A 25056-nucleotide genomic window follows, 5' to 3' on the forward strand; every position below is an offset into this window, starting at 1 on the left:
GGTCTGCGCCGCAGCGCTAGAACTCGACGAGTTCCAGCGAGACCGACACGGGCGCGTCTTCCTCGAGGCCCTCGGCAACTCGCACGGCCTTCTTGATCGGCAGCCAGTGGCCACCGGTGCGAGAGTCGGGGAACACCGAGGTGCTCCACGTGGAGCCGCCGACGGTGACGCGCACCTTGACGGCGCCGAAGCCGCGCGGCATCCGGGGCACCTCGCGGATGTCGTCACTGGCCTCCCCCGGCAGGGTGACGAAGTACCACGAGGCACCCTGTGAGTCCCACTTCCAGAGTGGCGAGGTGAAGTCGAAGCGCATGGTGGGATGCTACTCCGGGGCCCCTCACGCCGGCTGAGCTAGGAACGAGCGAAGCCCTGATGCGGCCGGGAACCGTGTCTCGATGGCACTTGGCTTCGCGTGCGTCGCTGCTCCTTCGTCGCGGCGCCGCTCGCTCGAGCCAGCGTGAGTCTGGGCGCCGCTCGCTCGAGCCAGCGTGAGTGGGACGGCGGGGCCGGGCGCCCCCACGCCGGCTGAGCGAGGAACGAGCGAAGCCCTGATACGGCCGAAAACTGTGCCAGCGTGAGTGGGGCGCCGCTCGCTCGAGCCAGCGTGGGTGTGGGCACCGCATCCGAACGCAACCTGAGTGCGGCCCCGAACCCGGCGCGTAGCGTGGGTGGTGGGCCGACGCAGCGCCGTGGCCCCGACAGAGAGGATGCGTCATGACCGAAGAATCTCGTACAGCCCCGACTGCCGCACCATCCGCGGGCGCCACCGACGTGCAGCCCGACCCCGGCCGCGGCGATCTCACCCGGCAGCTCACCGTCGCCATCAGCGCCGTGATCGCCATCATCGGCTCCTTCATCGGCTCGGGCGCCGCCGGCGGAACGCCGGTCCAGGACGCTTCAGGCGGCGCGCTTGCGGCCGATGCCACACTCATCGCGCCCGGCACCGGGGCATTCAGCATCTGGACCGTCATCTACATCGGCCTCCTCGCCTACGCCGTCTGGCAGTTCCTGCCCGCGCAGAAGCGGGCCGTCAGGCAGCGCAGACTCGGCTACCTTGTGGCCGCATCGCTGCTGCTGAATGCGGCGTGGATCCTCAGCGTGCAGTTCGATCTGCTCGGCCTGACCGTTCCCGTGATCCTCGTGCTGCTCGCGGTGCTCGCCCGCGCCTTCGTCCTCACGATCCAGTCCCCGCCGAGCGGCATCGCCGACAGCATCATCACCGACGGCACAATCGGCCTCTACCTCGGCTGGGTCTGCGTCGCAACGGCCGCCAACATCGCCGCCGTGCTGGTTGCTGCCGGCTTCGACGGCTGGGGCATCGCCGCGGAGGTGTGGGCGGCCGTCGTCATCGTGCTCGCGGGCGTCGTCGGCATCCTGCTCGCCGTCTATGGAGGCGGCCGCATCGCGCCGATGCTCTCGCTCGTGTGGGGCCTGGTCTGGGTGGGCGTCGCACGCCTCAGCGATGAGCCCCACTCGACGTCGACCGCGATCGCCGCGTTCGTCACTGCGGGTGCCGTCGTGCTGGTCACCGTGGTCGCACGGGTCTACGCCCAGCGCTCGCCCCTGAGCGAGTCCATGCGAGGCGAGTCCATGCGCGCAGCGCGCCCCGCCGCGCACTCCGATCGCTAGGAGGCGGCGCGCACCTCGAGCAGGCAGGCCTCCGCGGCGACCCAGGCGAGCATCGCGCACTTGATGCGCATCACGAACTTCGAGACGCCGTGGAACGCGACCGCATCGCCGAGCACCTCGTCGTCGGGCTCGCCGGCCCCGCGCGAGCGCAGCATCTCGCGGAACTCGTCAATCAGCTTCTGCAGCTCGTCGATGCTCATGCCGGGAGCCAACTCGGAGAGCACAGAGGCGGATGCCATCGAGATGCTGCATCCGCTGCCGGTCCAGCCGAACAACTCCACCGTGTCGGTTCCGGGCTTCAGCGCGAGCTGCACGGTGATCTCGTCGCCGCAGGTGGGGTTCCGCTCGAAGTGCTCGGCGTCGTGGTGGTCGAGCACCCCGTCGCCCGCGCGCTTCTTGGAGTGGTCGAGGATCAGCTGCTGGTACAGGCCGTCGAGGCCGCTCATGCGCCGGCCCCTGTCGTCGAAGTCACAGGAGTCACAGAAACCACAGGAGTCACAGAAACCACAGGAGTCACAGGAGTCACACCGAAGTAGCCGCGAACCCCGGCGACGGCCGCGAGGAAACGGTCGACCTCCTCGGCGGTCGTGTACAGGTAGGCGCTGGCGCGCGTCGTGGCGGTGAGGCCGAGGCGGCGGTGGAGCGGCTGGGCGCAGTGATGGCCGACGCGCACGGCGATGCCCTGCGCGTCGAGGAACTGTCCGACGTCGTGGGCGTGCACGCCGTCGACGTCGAAGCTCACGAGCCCGGCGCGCGGAACACCGGCGGCGGGGCCGACGATGCGAATGCCGTCGATCTCGGCGAGCCCCACCAGCATCCGCTGGGCCAGCTCGTCCTCGCGGGCGTCGATCCGCTCCAGGCCGACGCGCTCCAGGTAGCGCACGGCCTCCGCCAGCGCGACGGCCTGCGAGACCGGCTGCGTGCCGGCCTCGAAGCGCTGCGGGGCGGGCAGGTACGTCGAGGACTCCATCGTGACCGTGCTGATCATCGAGCCACCGGTGCGGAACGGCGGCAGCGCGTTCAGCAGCTCCGCGCGCCCCCAGAGCACGCCGATGCCGGTCGGGCCGAGCATCTTGTGCCCGCTGAAGGCGAGGAAGTCGACGCCGAGCTCGGCAACGTCGAGGCGGCGGTGCGGGGCGGACTGGCAGGCGTCCAGCACGACGAGGGCACCGTGCTCGTGGGCGAGCGCGGCGATCTCGGCGACGGGCGCGATGAAACCGGTCACGTTGGAGACGTGGCCGATGGCGACGATGCGGGTGCGCTCGGTGAGGAGGGCCGCGGCATCCGCCAGCGTGTAGATGCCGTCGTCGTCGACGGGAATGAAGCGCAGCGTGGCCCCGGTGCCGGCGGCGAGCTCCTGCCAGGGCACCAGGTTGGCGTGATGTTCGGCCTCGGTCACGACGATCTCGTCGCCGGGGGCGAGCGCGAAACGGCGGGCGGCCGCTCCCCCGCGCCCGTGGGAGGCGTTGCCGATGCCGTAGGCGACGAGGTTGAGCGCGTCGGTGGCGTTCGCCGTCCAGACGATCTCGTCCGGCTGCGCGCCGATGAAGGCGGCGACGGCCGCGCGGGCGTCCTCATAGGCCTCGGTCGCGAGGCCCGCGAGGGTGTGTGCGCCGCGGTGGACGGCGGCGTTGTTGTGGATCAGGAAGTCACGTTCGGCGTTCAGAACGGATGCCGGCCGCTGCGCCGTCGCCCCGGAATCCAGGTACGCGAGCGGCTGCCCGTTCACCTCCTCGCCGAGCGCGGGGAAGTCGCGGCGCAGCTCAAGCACCTCGGCCTCGGTCAGTGCGATGGCCGTCTCGGTGGGTGTTGCGGGTGAAGCGTGGGGTGACACGACTGCCTTTCAGTGCGGCGCGGGGCCGGATGGCGCAATGGGGCCGCTACCGGATGGAACCGCGGCGCGCGCCGAATTGTTCCTCATACAACGTTAGGCGACGGAGCTGGCCTCTGGCTTCGAAGCGGCCGAACGGGTGGCTTGATTTCGACAGCGCGACGCGCAGCGTCGCGAAAGGCGGCAGCCCCCTCCAAGGCAATCTCAGGAACTGACTGCGATGCTGGCGCGGTTTCAACGAGCAGCCGCCTCAGTCGTGGGTGATCGGCGTCGCGAGGTGACGCCAGCTGTGCCGCGGCTCGTAGCCGAGCACTCTGCGCGCCTTGTCGATCGAGAGCAGCGTCTCATTCGGCCCGAACTCGCGCTTCTGCGCCACGCCGGGGAACACCTCGGCGAGCAGCTCCGCGTTCGGCCGGGTCATCACGGTGTCGGCGGCGGCGATGATGAAACGGTCGAAGCCGGGCGCCGCGACATCCAGCGCCCGCAGCACCGCCTGGGCTCCGTCGCGCGCGTCGACGTAGCCCCAGAGGTTCCACTTGCGCAGCGCGGCATCCGCGTCGAACGCGGCGAAGGCGGCGTAGTCCTCCGGCTCCATCACGTTGGAGAAGCGCAGTGCGGTGATCGAGAGCTCCGGGTGCCAGCGCACGAGCTCGATCGCCAGCTGCTCCTCGAGGTGCTTGACCAGCGAGTAGACGCTCTCCGGCCGCGCCGGGTAGTCCTCGTCGACGGGCACGTAGGGCGGCGGCACGTCGAATGGCAGCCCGAGCACCGTCTCGCTGGAGGCGTAGACGATCCGCGTGATGCCGAGTCGCTGCGCCGCCCAGAACACGTTGAAGCTGCCGAGCATGTTGTTGTGGAAGGTCGCGACGTCGCTCGCGATCCCCGGCGCCGGAATCGCCGCCAGGTGCACCAGCGCATCGAAGCCGTCGTGGCGGTCGTTCACGCCGCTCAGCGCATCGATCACCTGCCCGAAGTCGGTGAGGTCGACCTGGACGAAGCCCGGCCCCCGCTCACCGCGCTGGTCGAAGTTGATGACGTGGTGACCGGATGCCGCAAGCTCCCGCACAACCGTGCGGCCGAGCTTGCCTGATCCTCCTGTGACGGCAATGCGCATGCGTCGATCCTGTCACAGCTGGTTTCGACAGGCTCAACAACGGGGTTTCGACAAGCTCAACCAACGGGGTTTCGACAGGCTCAACCGGCGGAGTTCGACAGGCTCAACCAACGGGGTTCGCTCAACCCACGCTGATCGAGTATGCCGCCTGCGGCCGTATCGAGATCCCGGCGGCCTTGATCTCGATACGCTCGTTCCTCGCTACTCGATCAGCGGGGTTTCGACAGGCTCAACCAGCGGGGTTTCGACAAGCTCAACCAACGGGGTTTCGACAGGCTCAACCAGCGGGGTTTCGACAAGCTCAACCAGCGGGGTTCGCTCAACCAGCGGGGTGGGTGGACCGGCTCAGATGATGAAGTCGGGGGTGACGGCGCCGCTGGCCGAGGTGCGGAGGGCCGCGGCATCCGAACCATAGGCGGCCGTCACGAGGATCGGCATGTGGTCGGAGGTGCCGCGCGGCAGCGTCTCGACGCTCTCGATGTCGAGGCCGACGGATGTCGCCAGATCGAAATGCCCGCGGAAGAACTTGTACCGCGTGTAGGTGCGCTTGTCGCTGAGGGTCAGGTCGTAACCGGCCTCCCGCACCTTGTTCGTCAGGTTCTCCTTGAACACGGGGTAGTTGTAATCGCCGACCATGATCGTCGGCAGCCCGGGCCCAAGCTGCCAGAGCTCGCCGAGCGCCGAGTGGATCTGGTGGCGGCGCAGCGAGTTGAGCGCGGTGAGCGGTGCCGCGTGGAAGGAGGCGACGATGAGCTCGCGCTGCCCCTCACGGTCGTAGAGCCGCGTGCCGATGAGCCGCTCGTGCGCCGGCGTGAGAATCCGGTCGTGCAACGACTTCTTGAGCGAGAAGGTGCGGGTCTCCAGGGCCTCGAAGCGGTCGTGCCGGTAGTAGACGGCCAGCCCAAGCCGGTTGCGCGTGGTGGAGTCGGCCAGCTTCAGCTCGCCGATCGCCGGCGGCATGTCCTGGGTGTCGAGTTCCTGCAGGCAGAGCACATCGACCCCGTAGCGCTCGCACAGCGCAACGAGTTCACCACTGGCGCTGTGCTTGCGCAGGTTGTAACTGATGATCTTCACAACACACCCATCGCCAATCGCTGAACTCCACCAGCCTAAACCTCGGCCCAGCTTCCGAGGTGCGGACTCAGGGAACTCGCGGCGCGGAGCCTTCTGCGGCGCCTGCCGCGCTGGTTATGTTGGCCGCACTGTGTCTGCGCTGCGTGGCGAGCTCTTCGAGGTCTTCCATCTGCAGCAGCTGCATGCGGATCAGGCGTTCCTCCGCGTAGTTCTCACCGAGGTCGATGGGCTCCTGCTGCTCGGCCAGGGTCGACACGACGACGTCGCCGACCTCCTCCCACGCGGCCGCTCTGGCTGCTTCGACGATGCCATTCACATAGTCGTCGTCGGTGCTCAGCTCGATGAGCTTGGCGGCCAGCCCGGAGTAGCTCTGCTCGCGCAGCTGCAGATTGCTGACATCGCTCCGACGGTAGTCGTGGTGCCCCCTCGCGAGGCCGGGGCTGTCGCGGGCGTGCCGCCGTTCCCCGCCGATGCGCAGGGCCTGATCCTGCGCCTCCTCGGCGAGCCGGGCGAGATTGGCCCGCACGACCCCCGCGTAGCGCTCGACGTCGAAATCACGGTCGCCGCGCAGGGCGCCGATGATCACCTGGTTCTTGGTCTCCATCCGGGTCGCGTACTCGGCGAGGAGCAGCCCCTCGTCGATGGCCCGGTCCAGGGAGATCCGCTTGGGTGCGGGCAGCGCGCTCGGGTCGAACTTCGCCATCTTCCTGCGTTTGCGCCAGAGACGCATACTCTCTCCTTCCCGGATGGATGGTGCGCCGAGCGGCGCGTGGTGTTGAGGTGAGGGGGGTGGTGGCGCGGCGAGCTCTAGAGCGAGCCCTGGATCTCGTTGCCTGCGGGCAGCGGGATGAGTCGGGTCACCTCGACGGGCGCGGCGAGCAGGCCGTCCAGCGCCTGGATGAGCGTGGCGACGGCCTCAGCGTCATCGTGCGCCTCGTGGTGAGCCAGCGACTCCCACTTCTCGATCATCACGAGCGTGCCGTTCGGTGCCTTGTGCAGCGCGTAGATCTCGCAGCCCGCTTCCTCGTGCGAGGCCGCGATGGCGGGCAGCAGCGCAGCGTAGACGGCGTCGAACTGGCCCTCTGCTGGGGTGAATACGGCGGTGACAACGATGGCTTCAGTCATGATGTCTTCAGCCTATCGGCGGCCCGGCGAGGACGCGGTTTTCGACCGCGCTTGTCACCACAGTGCTCGTCTCCACAGCGGCATCCACGAGCCCGATGAAGGCGCTGAGCTCGGCGAGCCCGGCCGGCGTGACCGGCAGGTATTCGATCAGCTCAGGCGAGTAGAGCAGATACGCGGCCCACTTCGCCCGGGAGATCGCGACGTTGAGGCGGTTCTTCATGATCAGGAAGCCCATGCCGCGCGGCACATCGGCCGCCGACGACGCCGCGAGACTCACGATCGCGATCGCCGCCTCCTGCCCCTGGAACTTGTCCACCGTGCCCACGCGCACCTCGCCGAGCCCGGCGGCGAGCAGCGCCTCGTGCACGAGCGCGAGCTGCGCGTTGTAGGGCGTGACCACGATCAGGTCGCGCTGTTCGAGGGGGCGCGACATCCGCTCGCCATGGCCGGATGCCGCCTCGCTCCAGGCCCGGCCGAGGGCTCCGCGCACGATCTCCACGATCGCGGCCGCCTCCTCGGCGGACTCGGTCGAGTTGCCGCTGTGTGCAACCGTCACGGCGTGCAGGCCGGGGGTGATCCCGTCGAGCCGCCGCTCGGCGGCCACCGGGTGCGCGTGCAGCGCGCCCTCGTAGCTGAGCGCCGAGACGGGTGCCGTGACGGCCGGGTGCATGCGCCGGCTCTCGGCCAGGAAGAAGCCGAACTCGGGCGGCAGCACGTCGTGCCCGGCGCTCACCCAGCCGAGTGCGGACTGGTCGACCGGCTCGGGGTGCGTGCCCTGGCTCACCTGCGGCAGCTGCTGCGGGTCGCCGAGCAGCAGCACGGTGTCGGCCGCGACACTCGCCGCGATCGTGGAGGCCAGCGAGAACTGCCCGGCCTCGTCGACGACGAGCAGGTCGAGCGATCGGCGCGGGACCCTGGCCGGGTTCGCGAAGTCCCAGGCTGTGCCGCCGACCACGAAGCCGGATGCCGCGTGTTCCAGCGCGAACAGCAGCTGGCCGTCCTTCGGCAGCGCGGTGAAGGCCGGCGGCGCGGCATCCGGCCCCGCCGCAGGCCCGGTCTTCGGCACCTTGCCGACGAGAGCCGGGTCGAGACCGGCCTCGACGACGCCGCACAGCAGGTTCTCGACGACGGCGTGTGACTGCGCGACGACGCCGATCTTGTAGCCGTGCTTGTGCACGAGCTCGGTGATGAGGTGCGCGCCGAGGTAGGTCTTGCCCGTGCCGGGCGGGCCCTGCACGGCGAGGGTGGAACGGTCGAGCGCGAGCACCGCGGCGACGACGTCGGCAAGTTCGGGGTTGCTGTGGGTGGTCGGCGCCGCGAGGCCGACCGGTGGAACCCGTCGCAGCACGTCGACGAGCGGATCGCGCGGCCAGGCGCCTGTGCCGTCAGTGCGGCTCCCGGCATCTGCGATCTCCTGCGCCCAGTCGGCAATGGCCTGCTTCTGCGCCCCGGCCGGCGGCGGCGAGCTCGGCGTCAGCGCGACGGGGATCGTGTCGTAGGGCTCGGTGTCCTTCGGCAGTGTCTCGAGCACGAGCACGCCGCCGTCATCGTCGACGTCGAGCACCTGCACGGCGCGGGCCGAGCGGGCACCGGCATCCGCCTTCGCGTCGATCCACGGCCCGGGGAAGTCGTAGACGAGGAACGGGCCGGCCTGCTCGCCGGGCTTGATCGAGCTACCCGGCGCGATGGTGCCGTGCAGCCGGATCCAGCGCCGGTCGATGCGCTGCCGACCCTCGCGGTGCCAGTCGCGCTCGACACTGGCGCTCTCCACCACCATCACGTCGCGGGTGTCCGCCCACTCCTCGATCGGGGCGGTGAGGCGCGCGAAGTGATCCCACCAGAAGCTCTTCTGCTCACGCTGGTGGTAGTCGAGCGCCGCGGCCGCGAACGCCGCGGCGGTCTGATCGGCCGTGCGCTGCGGGTTCAGCGGGTCCCCGGCCCGGGCCAGCAGGGCGTCGCGGAGCGGTGACGGCGCGATCTCGATGACGGCGTCGCGGTCGCCGTGCAGGGCGCCGGGCACGATGCCGGCCTCGCGCGCCCGCTCGAGCAGCCAGTCGCGCAGGGCGAGCGTCGAACGGCAGTCGTATTCGTTGTAGTCGGCGATCTCGGCGAGCTTGTGCTCGCCGGCATCCGTCTGCCCGCTCTCGATCAGGGCACGCGCATCGGCGTACTCGGTGATGGAGTCGGCCGCGTTCGTGACGTCGCCGCCGCGCAGTTCCTCCCCCATGTAGAGCGGTTCGAGCTTCTTGATCGAGTAACTCCGGCTGCCCACCCGCAGCGCACCGCGCACGATCGGGTAGAGGTCGATGAGCACGTTGTCGCGCAGCAGCTGGTCGACGGCCTCCTCGCCGACGCCGTGCCGGGCGGCCAGGCTGAGCAGGTGGGTGCGCTCGTAGGCGGCGTAGTGGTAGATGTGCATGCCGGGGTGCGCTGCCCGGCGCTCGGCGACATAGGCGAGGAAGTCGATCAGCGCCCGGCGTTCCTCGGCGTGGTCGTGCGCCCAGAAGGTGCGGAAGGTGCGGTCGGGCTCGATCAGCCCGAACAGGTAGTCGAGGCCCCAGCGCTGTGAGCCGGTGGCATCGCCGGATGCCTCTCCGCCCGCGGCCTCGCTGTAGAGCGGGTCGCCCTCGAAGTCGAAGAAGATGTCCCCGGCGTCGGGGGCGGGCAGGGCGGTGAGCGCCTCCGGTTTCACGACCCGATACGGCGGAACCGGGTGCGGGTCTGGCTCGATGCCGGCCACGGCCCCGGCCATGGCCTGCAGCTGCAGAGCGGCCTGGGCGCGCATGCCGGTGAGCGCGGCATCCCCGATGCCGGCGATGGGTCCGGCGGATGCCGCCAGCTCGTCGATGGTGTCGATGCCGGCCGCGGCCAACTTCTGCCGTTGCAACACGCGCATGCCGGCCACCAGCAGCACGTCGCGGTGCGCGGCGATCTCGGTCTCGCAGGTCTCGCAGTGCCCGCAGAGCGTGTAGCGGGGGTCGCCCCAGCGCACCGGATCGGTGTCGGCCAGGCGTTCCGCGATGATCCGCAGCAGGTGCGCGCGCCGCCGCCGGTACACCGGCAGGATGTCGGCCACCCGGTGCTCGCTGACGCTGCCGTCGCCGAGCAGCAGCTGCACGGTGTCGGCCACGGGCACGCCGATGCCCTCGAGCTGCTCGACGTAGGCGGCGAGCTGCAGCAGCGCGGTCACCTTGGCGGAGCGCGCCAGCTTGGTGTCCTGAACGAGGTAGCGTCCGTCGCTCTGGCGCACGATGAAGTCGGCGAAGCCGATGAAGGCCCCGTCGAAGAACGCGGCCTGGAAGACGACGGCGGCGCCCGCCTCGAATGCGTCCCTGGTCGCGGCGAGCGCGGCATCCAGAGCACCGTCATCGCGGAGGCTCGGCCGCTCGATCTCGACAACGCCCAACGAAACCACGCCCAACGAATCCACGCCGAGCGCGCCGTCGGCCCCGAACTTCTGCCGGTAACGCTCGAGCACGGCGGCCTCGTGGGCGTCGCCGAGCCGTCCGGCGCGCTCCAGCATCGCGTCGGACGCGCTGCTCACCGCGTCGATGCGCCCGAGCTTGGCGTCGAGGGTTCGCAGGAAGGCGAACTCGCACGCCGAGGCGGTGCTCAGATCGGAGGCGCTGGTCACCACAACGTCGTCACGCAGAAACACCGGCAGCCTCCTTCGCGAGGCCACTCGGCCCCGCATTCTCGAGGCTACCGGCCCGCACCGACACCGGGCCTGAGTTCCCGGAGCGCCGCCGGTCGAGCTAGTGGCCGAGCGCCTTGTCGATGCTCATCACCAGGATGACGCGGTCGGCGCTGTCGGCCGGCGCCTGCTGCCCGGCGTTGCCGTAACGCTTGCCGAGCCGTACGTAGAAGGCGCCGCTCGGGTCCTCGATCACGGCACGCAGCGCGCCGCGCAGCTCGATGTACACCAGCGGGTCGGCCGGGTCGATGATGGCGAGGCTCATCGACGGGTTGTGCTGCAGATTGCGGAACTTGCCGCGCTTCGTCGTGTGCGTGAAGTGGATCTCATCGCCGACGCGCTCGAACCACATCGGGTTCACCTGCACCGTGTCATCCGGGCGGATCGTGCCGAGCACGGCATAGATCGGCTGGTCGAGCAGGTAGTCCAGGTGCGCGGGGATCTTCGTCATACGCCAGTGAACCACGGATGCCGTCGCCGTCGCGCCCTCGCCGGGCCGCCGTGTCGCGCGCTCCAGCCGGACTCGGAGCGTGGCCCCCGACTTGGGGTGGGCGCGCTGGCCCTCAAACACGGCACACTGACTCTCTAGCACTGACTCTCTAGCACCGACACTTACCCGAAGTAGCGCATTCGAACCACCCCTAGTCCGTTCGACGGTTTGACCCACCCGAGGGAATCACCATGAGCTCACCCGCTGTGCCCACCGTCCTGCCATCCGGAAGCCGCGCGATCGCGGCGCCCCCCGCTGGCTGGTACCCCGATCCACGCGGCAGCGATCAGCTGCGCTGGTGGGACGGAACCACGTGGACGGTGCAACTCGCGCCTCGCCCTCCAGCGCCCCCTGCGCGGCCGAGCGCAGCGGCATCCGAGGGGCTCGCCGACAGCCCCGGCTACGACTGGCAGCGCGAGACGGAGCGTCACGCGCCGATGCCGAGCGCGACCCCGCGGGTCGAGCAGTGGCAGGTGCGTGATGTGCCCGGCCGCTCCGGAACGGCGGCCGTCTGGTTGCTGGCATTCACGCCGTACCTCTCGCTCCCGCTGCTCGCCGCCGCCGACGCCCTGACGCGCGGCACCTCGCTGGATGGCGGCAACTCCGCCGTGCTCTTCGCCGGCCTGGCGCTCTACGCGCTGGTCTTCGCGCTCGCGACGCGCGACAACACCGTGCTGGCGCGGCGCGGTCACGGCCGGCGCGCCCAGCCGTCGTGGGCCCTGCTCGGCGCGCTGCCCTATCTGATCGTGCGCTCCGTGAATGTGCGGCGCGAGACCGGGGTCGGCACAGTGCCGCTCTGGATATGGGTGGTCAATCTGCTCTGCGCCGCCGCCCTGATCTCCACCGCCGCCACTGTCACCGGCCCGATCCGGGACCTTGACCTGCTCGGCGGCATGCTCTAGCGTCGGAAACTGGTCGGTACCCGCGGGGCAAGGCGGGCAGAGCAGGGGGAATGCGTGACCGAGTCAGCACTGAGCCGCATCACGGCTGTCCGTTTCGGCGTGCGTGGCGCGGTCGCTGTCGGCATTGCGCTGTCTGCGGCGCTGGCGTTCAGCGGATGCAGCGGCGCTCCGGCGGCCCCGCCCGCCACCGTGTTCGTCACCGTCGAGCCGACCGCCGAGCCCTCCCTCACGCCGACCCCGACGCCCGAGCCACCGGCAGCGGAGCCGCCTGCTGCCGAGGCGCCCATCGCCGTGGAAATCGAGCCGAACGCGCCGGCCGAGCCCGTTGAGCCCGGCCCGGCCACCGACCTCGGTCTCGTGACCGGCGCAATGGGACCGGTCACCACCGCGGGCGACGGCGCCCTGCTGACCTACACGGTGGTCAGCGGCGACGCCTTCTTCGACATCGCGCAGCGCTTCGATCTGCCGCAGCAGCAGCTGCTGAAGATGAATCCGTCGATCCCGTCGCTCGGCACCGAAATCTACATCGGCCAGGTCGTCAACCTCGACTGGACCACGACCCGCTAGACGCGGCTAGAGGAACTTCACGGCGGACTGCAGCCGGGTGCGCACCTCGAACAGCTCCGTCCCGCCGATGCGGGCGGCGCCGGGCAGGCCGTCGCGCAGCACACCGGGCAGTCGTGACTGGCCGACGAGGGCGGTGACGGCGCCGCGCGACTTGCCGAGCAGTTCCAGCGAGCTGGGCGCTGCGGCATCCGGAACGACGACCATCAGCCCCGTGAACTTCACCTTCGCGGCCCGGGCGATCGACTTCGCGCGCACGGCGAGGTCGTGCATCGGCTGCTCGCCGGCGAGCGCCTCGCCGATCAGCTCGCCGCGTTTGATGCGCACCTCGCCGCCCCAGTCCTCGCTCTGCAGGGCGAACAGGCCGGTGGGGCCGAGCACGATGTGGTCGAGCTTCGGCGGGAGCCCCGCACCGGCCGCGGTCGTGGCGACGTCGTGCCAGACCGAGAAGCCGATGCCGAGGGTGGCGACCTGGCGGGCCGTCGCCTCCTCGGCGAGGGCGTTGGCGAGCAGGTGCCGGATGTCGCGCGGAGCCGAGCGCACGAGCGCCGGGTCGTAGGGGTCGCTCAGGGTGCGCCCACGGCCGACCCACTCGCGCATGAGCACGAGGTAGCGTTCGCGGCTCCAGCCGCCGGGGTGGCCGTGCGAGCGGGCCGTCGGGCGGGAGTCGCGCCGCGGCCCGGCCGGCTGCGCCGTCCAGACATGGCTCGCGGATGCCGATCCGTTCGTCGCCCCAGAGCCGCCGCGGTCGTACGCCGCGCGGGCCGTGCTCGTGCCGACGAGCACCCAGGCGCGCTGCACGGCGTCGAAGCGCACGGGGTCGCCGCCGGTGTCTGGATGGGTGACGCGGAGCATCCGGCGGTACGCCTTGCGGAGTTCCTCGTCGCTGACACTCGCGCCGACGCCCAACACCTCGTAGGGCGAGGCGGAGAGAGGGCTATCGTGCATGGATCGCTTTCGAGGTGTGAGAAGTCGTTGAGTTGAGACTACTGGCCCCGGCCGAGCGTTCGCTCAGCGTTGGCGGCGCCCGTCGGGGGCGCCCGTTGGTGCCGCATTGCCGACGCGGCAGAAACGACGCGGTCGCGCCCGAAACGTCGGCCGCGTCTCTGCAGTTTCTGCCGCGCGGGGCGCTGGGCGTGCCGGTCAGGCTCCGGGTGGGAGCAGGATGCCGTCGTCGAGCAGTCGGCGGGCGCCGTCGACGAGCTCGGCGCGGAGGGCGGCCTCGTCGACCTCGAGCAGTTGCGCCAGAGCCGCCGCGATCGCGCCGACGCTGAGCTCCCCGTCGGAGGCGCCGACGAGGGCGGCGAGCGCCGTGCCGGGCGAGATCGTGCGGGCGAAGCCACCGCCTTGGCGCAGCAACAGCTCGGTCGGGTCGTCGTGGCCCGGCCAGTAGTGGCGCTCCTCCGTGACGTCGCCGGCGACGCTCAGGCACTGCGCGGCGAGCTCGGCGTCTGGCTGTGCCGCCTGCCAGTCGCGGGCGGCCAGGCAGTTGCCGAGGTGCACCCCGAGGCCCCACTCGTTGTCGCCGAGTGGCGCGTGCAGCCGCTCGAGCCGCTCCAGGCGCGGGGTTTCGACAGGCTCAACCAGCGGGAGCGGATCAACCAGCGGGAGCGGCTCAACCAGCGGGAGCGGCTCAACCAGCGGGGAATCCCGTTGATTGAGCTTGTCGAAATCATCCGCGGGGGCGCGCAGCAGCACGTAGCCGAAGCCGATCTGGGTCACGCCGCGCTCGGCGAAGTCGTCGAGCCACGCGCCGAAGAGCCGGTCGAAGTCGGGCGTACCCGGGCGCGTTCCGCCGTCGCGGATCCACGTCTCGGCGTACTGCGTTGCCGACTGCGCCTCCCGCTCGACGATCCAGTAGTCGAGCGCCGCGCCCGCCTCGGCGGCTCCCCCGCGCGGTTCCAGCCACGAGCGCAGCCGGTCGAAGGCGTCCGGAACGGCCTCGGTGTACTCCCAGTTGCCGAGCATCTGCAGCACGCCGCCCGGGGTCAGGTGCGCCGCGGCATCCCGCACCACCTGCTCGACGAGCGCATCGCCGACCATGCCGCCGTCGCGGTACTCGTAGGCGGGTACGCCCTCGACCCGCGGCGTGATGACGAACGGCGGATTGCTGATGATGTGGTCGAAACGCTCCCCGGCGACGGGCTCGAACAGGCTGCCGAAGCGGAACTCGATCCCGTCGATCTCGTTGAGCTCGGCGTTGAACGCGGCCAGCTCCAGGGCGCGGCGCGAGATGTCGGTCGCGACGACCCGCCGCGCGTGCCTGGCCGCGTGCATCGCCTGGATTCCGCAGCCCGTTCCGAGATCGAGCACGCTCCTGGCCTCGTTCTGCAGCATCAGACCCGAGAGGGTGCGCGATGCCCCGCCGACGCCGAGCACGTGGTTCTCGCCGAGTGGTCCGCCGAGGGCGAGCTCCCCGAGGTCGGAGAGGATCCACCACGCTCCGCCGCCACGGCTGTCGTTGAAGCCGTACGGGCGCAGTTCGAGCAGGGCCCGCAGGGTCTCGCTCTGCCCATCGGATGCCGGCTGCTCCTCAGCCGGCCCGACGAGTCCGAGCGCACGCGCACCGTCGACTCCGAGCCTGGGCAGGGCCGCCTGCAGATCGGCCCGGCCGACGGGCATGCCCAGCACGAACAGCTCGGCGAGGGTGGCGACGGCCGTCGGGGCGCCGAGTCGGGCGCGCAGCGCCGCGAGCGCGCGGAGCGCCGGAACACGCTCGTTGCGGCGGAGGGCGGCAGCGGCATCCGGACCCCACAGGCCGTCGAGGCTCGCCTCGGAGTAGCGCGCCTCGTCGAGGTCGGCGCGCAGGAGGGCGATCGCGGCGGGATTCAGTTCAACAACCATGCGTCAATTCAACTGCATAGCGGGCGTCCGGGTTTCGACAAGCTCAACCAACGGGATGGGGCTCAACCAGCGGAATGGGGCTCAACCAACGGAATGGGGCTCAACCAACGGACGCAGGCTCAACCGTTGAGGTAGTCGCGGAGCACAGCGGCGTGGTTCACCTCGGGATCGCGCGCGCCGTAGACGAGCGTCAGCGGGTCGTGCGCGGCGGCGATGGCGCGCAGCTGGGCGACTCCGTCGGAGGCCTCCGGCACCGAGTCGAGCTCGGCCCGGTAGCGGGCGGCGAACTCGTCGAGCCTGGCCGGGTCGTGGTTCCACCAGGTGCGCAGCTCCGGGCTCGGCGCGACGGCCTTCAGCCAGAGGTGGATGTCGGCGTGCTCCCGGCTCACCCCGCGCGGCCAGAGCCGATCGACGAGCACACGGTACCCGTCGTCCGGTGACGCGTCGTCATAGGCGCGTTTGATCAGAACAGCCATGCACTGATGGTCGCAGCTTCTGCGCGAATTACAAGAGGCGCGAATTACGAGAGGCGCGAATTACACGAGGCCGCAGAACACCCGGCCGCAGGTGAACGGCCGGCATCGCCGGCGTGAACAGTTACGGCGCGCCGGGCCATTCGCAGCCGACATCCCGATTCGTCTGCTGGAATGTGTGCACCGTGAGGGTGCGCAACGCAGAGCACGCCCTGATGAACAGAGGATACGTGTGAACACACACATGGCCGAGTACCCACGGCCACATCATTTCCTGCTCCACGTGAGCGACACCCACCTGCTCGCCGGCGCCGAAAAGCTCTACGACAGGGTCGACAGCACCGCGCTGCTGCAATGCCTGTTCGATGAGGTCGAGGCGTCCGGCGGGCATCCGGACGCAATCGTCTTCACCGGCGACCTCGCCGACAAGGGCGAACCGGATGCCTACCGCCGACTGCGCGAGATCGTCGAACCGGCCGCGGCCAGGCTCGGTGCGCGCGTCATCTGGGTGATGGGCAACCACGACGATCGCGGCGCGTTCCGCAGCGAGCTGCTCGGCGAGCAGCCGTCAACGATGCCCGTCGATTTCTCTTATGACCTGAATGGGCTGCGCCTGATCACGCTCGATTCGGCCGTGCCAGGCCACCACTTCGGGGCGGTCACCACGGCGCAGCTGGACTGGCTCGCACACGAGCTGGCCACGCCAGCCCCGCACGGCACCATCCTGGCGATGCACCACCCGCCGATCCCGAGCGTGCTCGACCTGGCCGTGTCCGTCGAGCTGCGCGATCAGGGCCCGCTGGCCGCCGTGCTCCGCGGCAGCGATGTGCGCAGCATCATCGCCGGGCACCTGCACTACTCGTCGACGGCGACGTTCGCCGGCATCCCCGTGTCGGTGGCGTCGGCCACCTGCTACACCCAGGACCTCAACGTTCCAGTGGGCGGCACCCGCGGCCGCGACGGGGCGCAGGGATTCAACCTCGTGCACGTCTACCCCGACACGGTGCTGCACTCGGTCGTTCCGCTCGGCAGCTACGCGCCGCTGAGTTACGTCGACGCGGCCGAGACCGCGCGCAGGCTGGCGGCGGACGGCATCCACATCGCGCCGTCCAGCGTGCACGGGCCGCCGACCACGCCGATCCCCGTCATGGCCTGAGCGACGGTGCGACTGGCGCCGGTTCGATCCACGGGCGGCCGGATGCCGCGGCGGCCGTCACCGCATCGCTGATGGCCTCGGCCGCCTCAGCGTCGATGCCGTGCCCGCCGTTCGTGGCGCGCTCGGGCTCCGGCTCCTCCGCGCGCTCCCACGGTGCTGGGAACGGGAAGTACTTCTCCAGGAACTCGGTGACCGCGGCCGTGCGCGTCTCGTCCGAGATCTCGGGATTGCTGCCGTCGTTCAGGCAGAACATGTCCTGATCGCGGCGCTTGACGAGGCGGTCCATCGCCGGCAGCGCCGAGCGCAGCGTCGTCTCGATGTACTTGACCCTGGCCTGGTTCTGGATGACGGCATGCCCGGCCATCAGCGCGTAGTAGTGGTAGAAGGAATTCGTGACCGAGATGTCGGTGGCCGAGCGGAACTGGCTGGCCGCTGTGCGGGCGAAGTCCTCGGGGAACTCGCGCTCCATGGTGTCGAGCACGTCGCGGCGGAGCGGTGCGGCACAGTGCTCGAGGTGGCGCGTCGTCACCTTGCCGAAGCGCTGCTTGAGCAGCCGGCGGTTCACGCGGGCGGCGTTGTCGTGGCCGCTGCGGCTCGGGTTGCTCTCGCCGAGGCCGATCCGGGTTCCAGCCTCGACGAACTTCGTCACCCCTCCGGGCGAGAAGAACAGCTCGGGGCTGAGCGGGCGGCCGAAGAACATGTCGTCGTTGGAGTAGAGGAAGTGCTGGGCGATGCCCGGGATGTGGTGCAGCTGCGACTCGACGGCGTGCGAGTTGTGCGTGGGCAGGGCATCCGGGTTCTGGAAGAATTCCTCGCTGCGCACGACGGTGACCCGCGGGTGCTCGCCGAGCCAGGCCGGGACCGGGGAATCCGTGGCGATGAAGATACGACGCACCCACGGGGCGAAGAGGTAGACGCTGCGCAGCGCGTACTTGAGCTCGTCGATCTGCCGGAAGCGGGCGTCGGAGTCGTCGCCGGCTCCCACGACGTAGCCGGCCATGCGGGCGGCGCGGGCCTTCTGGAAGGCGATGTCGCTGCCGTCGACCCAGGAGAAGACCATGTCGATGTCGAAACCGACGTCGCTGGCCAGCTCGGCGAACATGTTCTCGAGGGTGCGCCAGCGGCGGCCGTAGAGTTCGACGGTGTCCTCGACGGCCTCGTGCCTGGGCATCCGCGCCCGCATCAGGGCGTTCTCCTGCGGGGCGACGATCTCGTCGTCACCGAAGCGCCAGAGCTCGAGCTGGAATGCGGTCTCCGGCCCGTAGCGGAGGCGGCCGATCGGCTCGACCCGCGGCCGGTAGAGGCGGAACACGGCGGCCTTGCGGGCCGGGGAGAGAGCGCCATCGGCCAGGAGCACCGAGGGCTGGCCGGGCCGGTCGATCGTGGCGGAGTAGAACGGTTCGTCGGCGAATGCCGCGGCGAGCGCGCGGCTGAGCTGCTTGCGCTGGCGGCGGTCGACGGCGATGACCGGGCGGTCGTTGTCGCCGCGCACGAGCAGGAAGTCGATGCCGGCCTCGATGAGTGCCCCGCGCACGGCGAGGAGGTCATCGACCATGGACTCCTGCGGGGTGAAGTGGCCAGAGCTGAGCGTGTACTCGCCCTTGCGCAGCACGAGGTCGTGGCGCGTGAAGCGGGGAGCTGCGCCCGGTGTGAGAGGCGCAGTCTGACCCGTGTGACGGCGCAGAACCGGCTCCGGCTCGGCGCTCAGGAAGCCGTGGCGTTCGCGCTCAGGTGCCTGTGCGCGCGGATCGTCGCTGCGGGCGAAGGCGGCCGGCTTGTCCGGGTCGGCCAACGGGTGGTGTTGCTCACGATCGCGCGGGCTTTCAGTCATCTACAGGGTCCCTCTTGACACTCAGCCAGAGCGAGGCCGACCCGTGCACGCGGCGCGTGAGGGGGACTCGGTGGCTAGCTCTCAGACTACCGCCCGCACCGCGAGGGCCACGGCGAACAGAATCGTCGCACCGCACGCAGCGACGGTGCGGACGTGGTTCCACCGCACCCACGATCCGAGGTACTCGCGCCACACCGCGTGGCCTGCGGCGCTTGCCGGGTCGACGCCGTCCAGCGCGGTGTTGCGGGGGACGTTGAAGAGAGCGGTGACGAGAAACGTGCCGAGGAGGTAGAACGCTCCGCCCGCGATCAGCCAGGGCGCGGCCGCGGCCTGCTCCGCGCCGCGCGTCGACAGGACGACGCCGAAGACGATCAGGGTGCCAGAGAGCAAGGTCGTTCCGATGAACGCGAGGATGAATGGGCTGCGCACGATGGTGCGGTTGATCGACTGCATGAAGCGGATGCCGTCGGCTGCTGTGAGTTCGCGCAACGTTCTGATGATGAAGCTGGAGAATCCCAGCAGCACGCCGGCGACGATGCCGCCACCCAGCACCGCTGCGATGGTCAGCGGCGTGATGAGCGCGTCGGGGAAGGTCACCCGCCCAGTGTGGCAGCGTGGGACGTTCGGCGCCACAGTTCTCGGCGAGCGGTGTCAGAAGGCGAGTCGGCCGAGCCCGGTGCGGTGCGCGGCGATGTGGTTGCCGGCCGGCACGGGCTGCGGGATCACGGTGAGCGGCTCGGTCGCCGGCCCGACATCCGTGGTGCCCCATGCCGGATCGGTCGAGCTGTTCGACCGCATCGTGCCGGAGTCTGCTCTGTCCGCGCGACGGCGGGCGACGCCACGCTCCAGGCGTTCGCCGCGCTCGCGCACGGCGTGGGACAGCAACTTGATGAAGTCGTACATGGGGGTGCTCCAGAGGTAGAGGACGGGCTACCTCTCACCCTCCTCGCCGCGTCGCTGCGCCGGATCGGGGCGCGACCCCGCTGCGCCTGCGGGCGGGCACTGAGCGTGCACTCGGTGCGGTCGCGCAGCCCGTCCGCTCGCAACACCTGGGGAGGCGATGAGCGCGGGCGGAGGCCGATTCCCCCAGAACCGGCCTCCGCCCGCGCGTGTTTCCTCCGCCGACGGTGACGTCGACGCGAGCGGCTCAGCCCTGTGGGGCCTCCGGCTCGCCGAGGCTCAGCATGAGGCGGTTGGCCCAGCTGAAGAATGCAGCACCGTGGATGACGTCCGCGATCTCGAGCTCGTCGAGGCCCTGCGCACGCAGCTCGGCGATGTGGCCGGCATCCAGCGCGACGGGTGTGCTCGCGAGTGCGATGGAGGCGTCGACGATGGCCCGCCAGCGCGGGTCGAGGCCGGCATCCGTGCCCTCGTCGAGCAGGCGCTGAACGGCGTCGGAGCGCTTGGAGTGGTGGCTCGCGAAGCGGGAGTGCACGCTGGCGCAGAAGATGCAGCCGTTGTGCCTGCTCGTCGCGGTGGCGGCGAGCTCGCGCTCGGCCCGCGGCAGACCCTCCTTGGTGTTGTAGAAGATGTCCTTGTCGGTGCGGGTGCGGGCGCCGAGGATCTCGGGGTCACGGGCAAGCAGCGCGAAGTAGGGCGATTTGGCGCGCGAGGCGTCGACGAGGCCCTCCCAGTGCCGTTGCTCGAACTCGGACTCCGGCAGCGGCTCGAGCCACGGCACCCAGCCGAGCTCGGCCTGCGTGAAGACCACCGGGCGGTCGAGCCCCGGGTGTTCGATGACGTGCTCGACCGTGTCGGAGGTGCCGCCGACGATGGTCTCGGATGCCGAGGATGCCGGCTGTGCTGGCGTGGTCATGAGAGGAGCTCCAATCCGGCGACGACGCGAATCTGAAATGTGAGGAAGGCGACGAGTTGCGAGAGGGTGACGATGTCGCTCGTGCTCCACCCCGCGTCGAGCAACGCCTGCAGCGCGGCCGGGCTGGCCTCGCGCGGGCGGAACACGAGCAGGTGGGCGTGTTCGAGGGCGGCGGCCAGGCGCACGCCGAGCACGTCGCGGCGTTCGGGGGCGACCCGGTAGCGGAGGCCGTCGCTGTCTTCGGCGCTGAGCGGGCCTGCCGGGTAGGCACCGTAGGGCCCGCTGGTGCGTGCTGCGGTGATTTCCGCGGCGACGGCCCGGGGCAGGGCGCGGGCCGCTTCCGCTGCGACCGGGGCTGTGGCCGCGTTGGCCAGCTGCTCGGCGTAGTACTGCTGCGTGGCGCCCGAGGCGTGCAGCCCTGTGACGAAGGCGGCGACCGCGAAGCGTTCGACGGCGCTCACGGTTCCGGGGTGCTCCGGGGTGAACAGCGCGTCGTAGCTGGCCTGGGCGTTGGCGCGGGTGACCGGGCGACGGGCGCGCAGTTCGTCGATGGCGGAACCCGGGGTGACCCCGAGCAGCTCATCGATCACGTCGGGTGGGGCGATGGTTGTCATGCGTGTGCTCCTGTTCTGGCGAGGGATTCGGTGCTGCGGGAATCGGATGACGAAACGCTGGGGTCGGCGACACGGGTCCCGATGCCGAGCGCCGGTGCGACCTGCGTGGCGATGAGCTCGATCGAGCGCAGCACCAGTTCGTGCGGCGGGTCGACGGAGTGCACCTGGAAGACGACGTCGCTGACCCGGTCGAGGCTGCGGTCGGCCGCGAGCGACTCGATCACGTCGTCGACGGTGCCGATGTGCGTGTCGAGGCCGGCGATCAGCTCCTCGAGTGAGTCCCCCTCGATGTGCTGGCCACCGGCGCGGAAGCCGGCGGCCGCCCGGCGCAGGTTCGGCTCGGCGATGCGCAGCGCCTCAGCGCGGTTGTCGGCGACGAAGAGCGTGCGCGAGGCCATGATGCGCGGCGTCGCGCCGGCCGGCAGTGCCTCGTAGTAGGCGTCGACGATGGGGCGCTGGATGTCGTCGAGGCTCGCGCGCGGCGACCCGGGCGGGCGCGGCTGCGTGCGGGAGAGCATGAGGCCGTCTCCGGCGGCTGCGGCCCTGCTTCCGCCGGCCACCGAGAACGTCGCCTGCCAGAGCCTGCCGCCCAGCTGCGGGGCCGCGGGGTAGAGCCGGTTCTCGCGGGCGGCGGCGAAGGCGGAGGCGAGCGCCGCGGCATCCGCGGAGTTCGTCGACGAGCCGACCGTCGTCGCCCTCCCGGCACCGAGCGGCAGGCCGGCGAAGGCGTCGCGCAGCACGGCGAGGTGGTCGGCGAAGATCGTGCCCCTGTCCTCGCTGCGCTTGCCGAAGGCGGGGAAGGAGGAGGCGGTTCCGCCGGAGCCGACCCCGAGTTCGAGCCGGCCGCCGGAGAGCAGGTCGAGCACGGATGCGTCTTCGGCGACCCGCACCGGGTCTTCCAGCGGCAGGGTCACGATGCCGGTGCCGAGCCGGATCGCAGACGTCTGCGCGGCGACATGGGCCAGGAAGACGAGCGGGGCCGGCAGCCCACCCTCGCTGGCGCTGAAGTGGTGCTGGGCGACCCAGGCCGAGTCGAATCCGAAGCGCTCCGCCGTGCGGATCTGCTCGGCGGCGAGCCGGAAGCGCTCCCCCGGAGCAGCCTCGTCGAGCAGACGGGTGAAGAATCCGAGACCGCGCGGGGCCGGTGCCGATGGTGAGGGCTGGGCCGAAGACGAGGGCGGGGTTGCGGCGGTTTCGCTCATGCTGAGAACTCCTTGACTGATGGCACCGCTGCGAGCAGCTGCTGCGTGTATTCGTGTTGTGGGTTGCCGAAGATCTGGCTGGCGCTGCCGGTCTCGACGGCCCGGCCGCGGCTCATCACCGACACCGTGTCCGAGATCTGCCGCACCACGGCGAGGTCGTGCGAGATGAAGAGGTAGCTGAGGCCGAGCTCGTCCTGCAGGCTTTCGAGCAGCCGCAGAATCTGGGCCTGCACGGTGACGTCGAGGGCGGAGACGGCCTCGTCGAGCACCAGGATCTCCGGGTTGACCGCGAGCGCCCTGGCGATCGCGACCCGCTGGCGTTGGCCGCCGCTCAGCTCGCGGGCACGCCGAGCGAGCACGGTCTGCGGCAGCGCGACGAGGTCGATCAGCTCGGCCGCTCGGATGCCGCGGCCGCGGCGATTGGCAGACACCCCGTCGGCCAGGCCGAAGTTCCGCAGCGGCTCCGCGACGATCTGCTCCACACTCTGCCGCGGGTCCAGCGAGCCGAAGGGGTTCTGGTAGACGAGCTGGATGCGCCGGCGCAGCTGCCTGCGCTGCTCGCCGCGGAGCTTGGCGACGTGCTGGCCGTCGATGATGATGCATCCGGATGTCGGCTCGGTCAGCCCGACGACGGCGCGGGCTGTCGTCGTCTTGCCCGAGCCGGACTCCCCCACGATCGCGTGCGTCGTGCCGCGGCGCAGCCGGAACGAGACACCGTCGACGGCGCGGAAGGCGTTCGCTCCGCGCCCGAACTCGGTCACGAGGTCGTCGACCTCGACCGCGTAGGGATTCTCGGCCGCGGCCGCCGCGGCATCCCGGAGGAACAGCGGGGCAACCGGTGGGCGCTGCGCGCGTGCCGGCGTGAGGTGGAACGACGGCGCATCGGCGAAGAGCCGCTTCGTGTAGTCGCTCTCGGGGCTGGCGATCACCGCGCGGGTGTCGCCCTGCTCCTGGATGCGGCCGTGCTGCAACACGACGATGCGCTCCGCCCGTTCGGCTGCAACGCCGAGGTCGTGGGTGACGAAGAGGATCGCGGTGCCGAACTCGGCGCGCAGCTCGTCGAGCAGGTCGAGGATCGTCTTCTGCACGGTGACGTCGAGTGCGCTCGTCGCCTCGTCGGCGATGATGAGTTCCGGCCGCAGCGCGATGGCGATGGCGATGAGCACCCGCTGCCTCATGCCGCCGGAGAGCTCGTGCGGGTACTGCCTGGCGCGGCGCTCGGGGTCGGGCAGGCCGACGCGCGTGAGCAGCTCGATGACGCGGGCCTGCCGCGCCGCCTTGTCGCCGCGCTTGTGGATCTGCAGCACCTCGGCGATCTGGGCGCCGATGGTGCGCACGGGGTTGAGCGAGCTGGACGGGTCCTGCGGGATCAGGCCGATGCGGGCGCCGCGGACGGTCTCGAGGCGTTTGTCGCTCCACCCGGCGATGTCGACGCCGTTCAGCAGGATGCTGCCGCTGTCGCGCTGGGCGTTCTCGGCGAGGAGGCCGATGACGGCCTGGGCCGTCGTCGTCTTGCCGGAGCCGGACTCGCCGACGAGTGCGACGACCTCGCCGGGGCGCACGGTGAAGCTGACGTCGTGCACGACCTGGCTGAGCCCGGCCGCGGTGCGGTACGAGACGCTGAGTCCTTCGACCGCGAGGACGGGCGTGGTTTCGACAAGCTCAACCAGCGGTGGCACCCGCGTTGCGGCATCCTGCTGCGTCATTTCTTCTTCTCCCCGCGAAGTGAGTGGCTGATGCGGTTGGCGGCGAGCACGACGACCACGACGACGAGGCCGGGGAACGTCGTGAGCCACCACGAGGTCGCGATGTAGTTGCGGCCGTCGGCAACGAGCAGCCCCCACTCCGGAGTGGGCGGCGGTGCACCGTAGCCGAGGAAGCCGAGCGTGGAGATGGCCAGGATCGCGACACCGAACTGCAGGGCGGCGAGCGAGACGACGGCGCCGAGCGAGTTCGGCAGCACGTGCCGCCAGAGCACGGCGATGTAGCGCCCGCCGCTGCCGAACGCGGCCTCGACGTAGTCGCTCCGCCGCACCCGGACGACCTCGCTGCGGGAGAGCCTGGCGAAGGCGGCGACGCTGCCGATTCCGACGGCGATGGCGGCGTTGATGGTGCCGAAGCCGAGCAGGATGATGATGCTGAGCGCGAGCAGCAGACCGGGGATCGAGAGCAGCACGTCGACGATGCGCATCAGGATGGCGTCGAGCACGCCGCCGGTCGAGCCCGCGATCACGCCGATCGCGGTGCCGAGCACGAGCCCGACGCCGACCGCGACCAGCGCCCCGGAGAGCGACTGGATGGCCCCGTAGATCACGCGGGCCAGCAGGTCGCGGCCGAGCTGGTCGGTTCCGAAGAGGTGGGCGAGGCTCGGCGCCTGCAGCTTGTCGGCCGGCACCCCGACGAGCGGGTCGTGGCCGGTGAACAGCCACGGCACGATCGCCCAGGCGAGCACGACGCCGAGCACGATCCAGGCCAGCACGAGGCCGGGCTGGATGGTGCGGAGCCGTGCGCGGATAAACCTTCCAGCATCGGTCGCAGCTGCCGAGTCTTCCGGATTCGGGGCTGCCGCCTTTCTCGACGCTTCGCGTCGAGCTACTCGACCAGCGGGCATTTCGGATCCCCCGCTGGTTGAGCTTGTCGAAACCGCTTCGGAGATTTCGACAGGCTCAATCAACGGGTTCGTGGGCTCAATCAACG

The 25056-nt window shown here is 70.5% G+C and carries 24 protein-coding genes; 4 read left to right on the forward strand and 20 right to left on the reverse strand.

The annotated features are described in order from the left end of the window. Nucleotides 1-16: 16 nt before the first annotated feature. On the reverse strand, nt 17-313 hold the full coding sequence (locus ASC66_RS06880) for a DUF1905 domain-containing protein (protein ID WP_055836855.1): 297 nt from the start codon (nt 311-313) through the stop codon (nt 17-19). A 401-nt stretch (nt 314-714) separates the two neighbouring features. Here ASC66_RS06880 and ASC66_RS06885 point away from each other — a divergent pair, with 401 nt between their 5' ends. Next, nucleotides 715-1629 carry a TspO/MBR family protein gene (locus ASC66_RS06885; RefSeq protein ID WP_235496752.1) on the forward strand — a complete coding sequence of 305 codons (915 nt, stop codon included), beginning with the start codon at nt 715-717 and terminating at the stop codon, nt 1627-1629. Here ASC66_RS06885 and sufU read toward each other — a convergent pair. From sufU to ASC66_RS06925, 8 genes are all read right to left on the reverse strand, one after another. Beyond that, on the reverse strand, nt 1626-2075 hold the full coding sequence (sufU, locus tag ASC66_RS06890) for a Fe-S cluster assembly sulfur transfer protein SufU (protein ID WP_055836856.1): 450 nt from the start codon (nt 2073-2075) through the stop codon (nt 1626-1628). The genes ASC66_RS06885 and sufU overlap by 4 nt on opposite strands. Continuing rightward, the gene (locus ASC66_RS06895; protein ID WP_082492112.1) at nt 2072-3463 is read right to left on the reverse strand and encodes an aminotransferase class V-fold PLP-dependent enzyme; all 1392 of its coding nucleotides are present in this window, start codon (nt 3461-3463) and stop codon (nt 2072-2074) included. The genes sufU and ASC66_RS06895 overlap by 4 nt, the downstream gene beginning before the upstream one ends. A gap of 247 nt (nt 3464-3710) precedes the next feature. After that, complete coding sequence (locus tag ASC66_RS06900; RefSeq protein WP_055836859.1) at nt 3711-4574, reverse strand: NAD-dependent epimerase/dehydratase family protein; 864 nt, start codon at nt 4572-4574, stop codon at nt 3711-3713. Between the two features lie 345 nt (nt 4575-4919). Next, a complete protein-coding gene (locus ASC66_RS06905; protein ID WP_055836862.1) occupies nt 4920-5648 on the reverse strand; it encodes an endonuclease/exonuclease/phosphatase family protein in 729 nt (242 codons plus the stop codon). A gap of 67 nt (nt 5649-5715) precedes the next feature. After that, on the reverse strand, nt 5716-6378 hold the full coding sequence (locus ASC66_RS06910; RefSeq protein ID WP_055836865.1) for a hypothetical protein: 663 nt from the start codon (nt 6376-6378) through the stop codon (nt 5716-5718). A gap of 77 nt (nt 6379-6455) precedes the next feature. After that, nucleotides 6456-6773: a putative quinol monooxygenase gene (locus tag ASC66_RS06915; RefSeq protein WP_055836868.1), complete on the reverse strand. Its 318-nt coding sequence runs from the start codon at nt 6771-6773 to the stop codon at nt 6456-6458. A 7-nt stretch (nt 6774-6780) separates the two neighbouring features. After that, complete coding sequence (locus tag ASC66_RS06920; RefSeq protein ID WP_055836871.1) at nt 6781-10431, reverse strand: TM0106 family RecB-like putative nuclease; 3651 nt, start codon at nt 10429-10431, stop codon at nt 6781-6783. Between the two features lie 97 nt (nt 10432-10528). After that, nucleotides 10529-10918 (reverse strand): PPOX class F420-dependent oxidoreductase, encoded by a 390-nt coding sequence (locus tag ASC66_RS06925; protein ID WP_055836875.1) that lies wholly within the window; start codon nt 10916-10918, stop codon nt 10529-10531. Nucleotides 10919-11148: 230 nt separating this feature from the next. Between ASC66_RS06925 and ASC66_RS06930 the strand changes: the two genes are divergently transcribed. Further along, the gene (locus ASC66_RS06930) at nt 11149-11859 is read left to right on the forward strand and encodes a DUF2510 domain-containing protein (protein WP_082492113.1); all 711 of its coding nucleotides are present in this window, start codon (nt 11149-11151) and stop codon (nt 11857-11859) included. A 54-nt stretch (nt 11860-11913) separates the two neighbouring features. After that, the gene (locus ASC66_RS06935) at nt 11914-12426 is read left to right on the forward strand and encodes a LysM peptidoglycan-binding domain-containing protein (protein ID WP_055836882.1); all 513 of its coding nucleotides are present in this window, start codon (nt 11914-11916) and stop codon (nt 12424-12426) included. A gap of 6 nt (nt 12427-12432) precedes the next feature. Here the strand turns inward: ASC66_RS06935 and ASC66_RS06940 are convergent, their stop codons facing one another. The 3 genes from ASC66_RS06940 to ASC66_RS06950 all read right to left on the reverse strand — a co-directional run bounded on the left by ASC66_RS06940 (nt 12433) and on the right by ASC66_RS06950 (nt 15743). Continuing rightward, the gene (locus ASC66_RS06940; protein WP_055836884.1) at nt 12433-13371 is read right to left on the reverse strand and encodes a J domain-containing protein; all 939 of its coding nucleotides are present in this window, start codon (nt 13369-13371) and stop codon (nt 12433-12435) included. A 195-nt stretch (nt 13372-13566) separates the two neighbouring features. Next, complete coding sequence (locus ASC66_RS06945; protein ID WP_055836887.1) at nt 13567-15267, reverse strand: DUF7059 domain-containing protein; 1701 nt, start codon at nt 15265-15267, stop codon at nt 13567-13569. A 119-nt stretch (nt 15268-15386) separates the two neighbouring features. After that, entirely contained in the window at nt 15387-15743 is a 357-nt protein-coding gene (locus tag ASC66_RS06950; protein ID WP_055836890.1) for a DUF488 domain-containing protein, read from the reverse strand. A 229-nt stretch (nt 15744-15972) separates the two neighbouring features. On the opposite strand from ASC66_RS06950, the gene ASC66_RS06955 reads away from it, so the two are divergent. Continuing rightward, complete coding sequence (locus ASC66_RS06955; RefSeq protein WP_286145583.1) at nt 15973-16896, forward strand: phosphodiesterase; 924 nt, start codon at nt 15973-15975, stop codon at nt 16894-16896. Here the strand turns inward: ASC66_RS06955 and ASC66_RS06960 are convergent. The 8 genes from ASC66_RS06960 to ASC66_RS06995 form a co-directional block, all read right to left on the reverse strand. Continuing rightward, nucleotides 16886-18727, reverse strand: a complete 1842-nt coding sequence (locus ASC66_RS06960) for a stealth family protein (RefSeq protein WP_082492114.1) — start codon at nt 18725-18727, stop codon at nt 16886-16888. The genes ASC66_RS06955 and ASC66_RS06960 overlap by 11 nt on opposite strands. A gap of 81 nt (nt 18728-18808) precedes the next feature. Beyond that, nucleotides 18809-19324, reverse strand: a complete 516-nt coding sequence (locus ASC66_RS06965; RefSeq protein WP_055836896.1) for an anthrone oxygenase family protein — start codon at nt 19322-19324, stop codon at nt 18809-18811. A gap of 54 nt (nt 19325-19378) precedes the next feature. Beyond that, the gene (locus ASC66_RS06970) at nt 19379-19630 is read right to left on the reverse strand and encodes a hypothetical protein (protein ID WP_055836898.1); all 252 of its coding nucleotides are present in this window, start codon (nt 19628-19630) and stop codon (nt 19379-19381) included. A gap of 244 nt (nt 19631-19874) precedes the next feature. Beyond that, nucleotides 19875-20543: an alkylhydroperoxidase domain protein gene (locus ASC66_RS06975; protein ID WP_082492116.1), complete on the reverse strand. Its 669-nt coding sequence runs from the start codon at nt 20541-20543 to the stop codon at nt 19875-19877. Continuing rightward, nucleotides 20540-21157, reverse strand: a complete 618-nt coding sequence (locus ASC66_RS06980) for a CMD domain protein (RefSeq protein WP_055836901.1) — start codon at nt 21155-21157, stop codon at nt 20540-20542. The genes ASC66_RS06975 and ASC66_RS06980 overlap by 4 nt, the downstream gene beginning before the upstream one ends. After that, nucleotides 21154-22359, reverse strand: coding sequence for an LLM class flavin-dependent oxidoreductase (locus tag ASC66_RS06985; protein WP_082492117.1), 1206 nt, complete (start codon nt 22357-22359; stop codon nt 21154-21156). The genes ASC66_RS06980 and ASC66_RS06985 overlap by 4 nt, the downstream gene beginning before the upstream one ends. Next, nucleotides 22356-24065 carry a dipeptide ABC transporter ATP-binding protein gene (locus ASC66_RS06990; protein WP_055836904.1) on the reverse strand — a complete coding sequence of 570 codons (1710 nt, stop codon included), beginning with the start codon at nt 24063-24065 and terminating at the stop codon, nt 22356-22358. Before ASC66_RS06990 ends, ASC66_RS06985 begins: the two co-directional genes overlap by 4 nt. Next, the gene (locus ASC66_RS06995) at nt 24062-24970 is read right to left on the reverse strand and encodes an ABC transporter permease (RefSeq protein ID WP_082492118.1); all 909 of its coding nucleotides are present in this window, start codon (nt 24968-24970) and stop codon (nt 24062-24064) included. The genes ASC66_RS06990 and ASC66_RS06995 overlap by 4 nt, the downstream gene beginning before the upstream one ends. Between the last annotated feature and the right edge of the window lie 86 nt (nt 24971-25056).

This window comes from Leifsonia sp. Root4 (genome assembly GCF_001425085.1).
GTDB lineage: Bacteria > Actinomycetota > Actinomycetes > Actinomycetales > Microbacteriaceae > Microterricola.

Coding starts and splice junctions, on each gene's coding strand:
- ASC66_RS06925 (WP_055836875.1), bottom strand. CDS start 10,918: ATGACGAAGATCCCCGCGCACCTGGACTACCTGCTCGACCAGCCGATC.
- ASC66_RS06945 (WP_055836887.1), bottom strand. CDS start 15,267: ATGGTTGTTGAACTGAATCCCGCCGCGATCGCCCTCCTGCGCGCCGAC.
- ASC66_RS06950 (WP_055836890.1), bottom strand. CDS start 15,743: ATGGCTGTTCTGATCAAACGCGCCTATGACGACGCGTCACCGGACGAC.
- ASC66_RS06980 (WP_055836901.1), bottom strand. CDS start 21,157: ATGACAACCATCGCCCCACCCGACGTGATCGATGAGCTGCTCGGGGTC.
- ASC66_RS06960 (WP_082492114.1), bottom strand. CDS start 18,727: ATGACTGAAAGCCCGCGCGATCGTGAGCAACACCACCCGTTGGCCGAC.
- ASC66_RS06990 (WP_055836904.1), bottom strand. CDS start 24,065: ATGACGCAGCAGGATGCCGCAACGCGGGTGCCACCGCTGGTTGAGCTT.
- ASC66_RS06985 (WP_082492117.1), bottom strand. CDS start 22,359: ATGAGCGAAACCGCCGCAACCCCGCCCTCGTCTTCGGCCCAGCCCTCA.
- ASC66_RS06970 (WP_055836898.1), bottom strand. CDS start 19,630: ATGTACGACTTCATCAAGTTGCTGTCCCACGCCGTGCGCGAGCGCGGC.
- ASC66_RS06995 (WP_082492118.1), bottom strand. CDS start 24,970: ATGCCCGCTGGTCGAGTAGCTCGACGCGAAGCGTCGAGAAAGGCGGCA.
- ASC66_RS06900 (WP_055836859.1), bottom strand. CDS start 4,574: ATGCGCATTGCCGTCACAGGAGGATCAGGCAAGCTCGGCCGCACGGTT.
- ASC66_RS06975 (WP_082492116.1), bottom strand. CDS start 20,543: ATGACCACGCCAGCACAGCCGGCATCCTCGGCATCCGAGACCATCGTC.
- ASC66_RS06885 (WP_235496752.1), top strand. CDS start 715: ATGACCGAAGAATCTCGTACAGCCCCGACTGCCGCACCATCCGCGGGC.
- sufU (WP_055836856.1), bottom strand. CDS start 2,075: ATGAGCGGCCTCGACGGCCTGTACCAGCAGCTGATCCTCGACCACTCC.
- ASC66_RS06910 (WP_055836865.1), bottom strand. CDS start 6,378: ATGCGTCTCTGGCGCAAACGCAGGAAGATGGCGAAGTTCGACCCGAGC.
- ASC66_RS06930 (WP_082492113.1), top strand. CDS start 11,149: ATGAGCTCACCCGCTGTGCCCACCGTCCTGCCATCCGGAAGCCGCGCG.
- ASC66_RS06940 (WP_055836884.1), bottom strand. CDS start 13,371: ATGCACGATAGCCCTCTCTCCGCCTCGCCCTACGAGGTGTTGGGCGTC.
- ASC66_RS06915 (WP_055836868.1), bottom strand. CDS start 6,773: ATGACTGAAGCCATCGTTGTCACCGCCGTATTCACCCCAGCAGAGGGC.
- ASC66_RS06880 (WP_055836855.1), bottom strand. CDS start 313: ATGCGCTTCGACTTCACCTCGCCACTCTGGAAGTGGGACTCACAGGGT.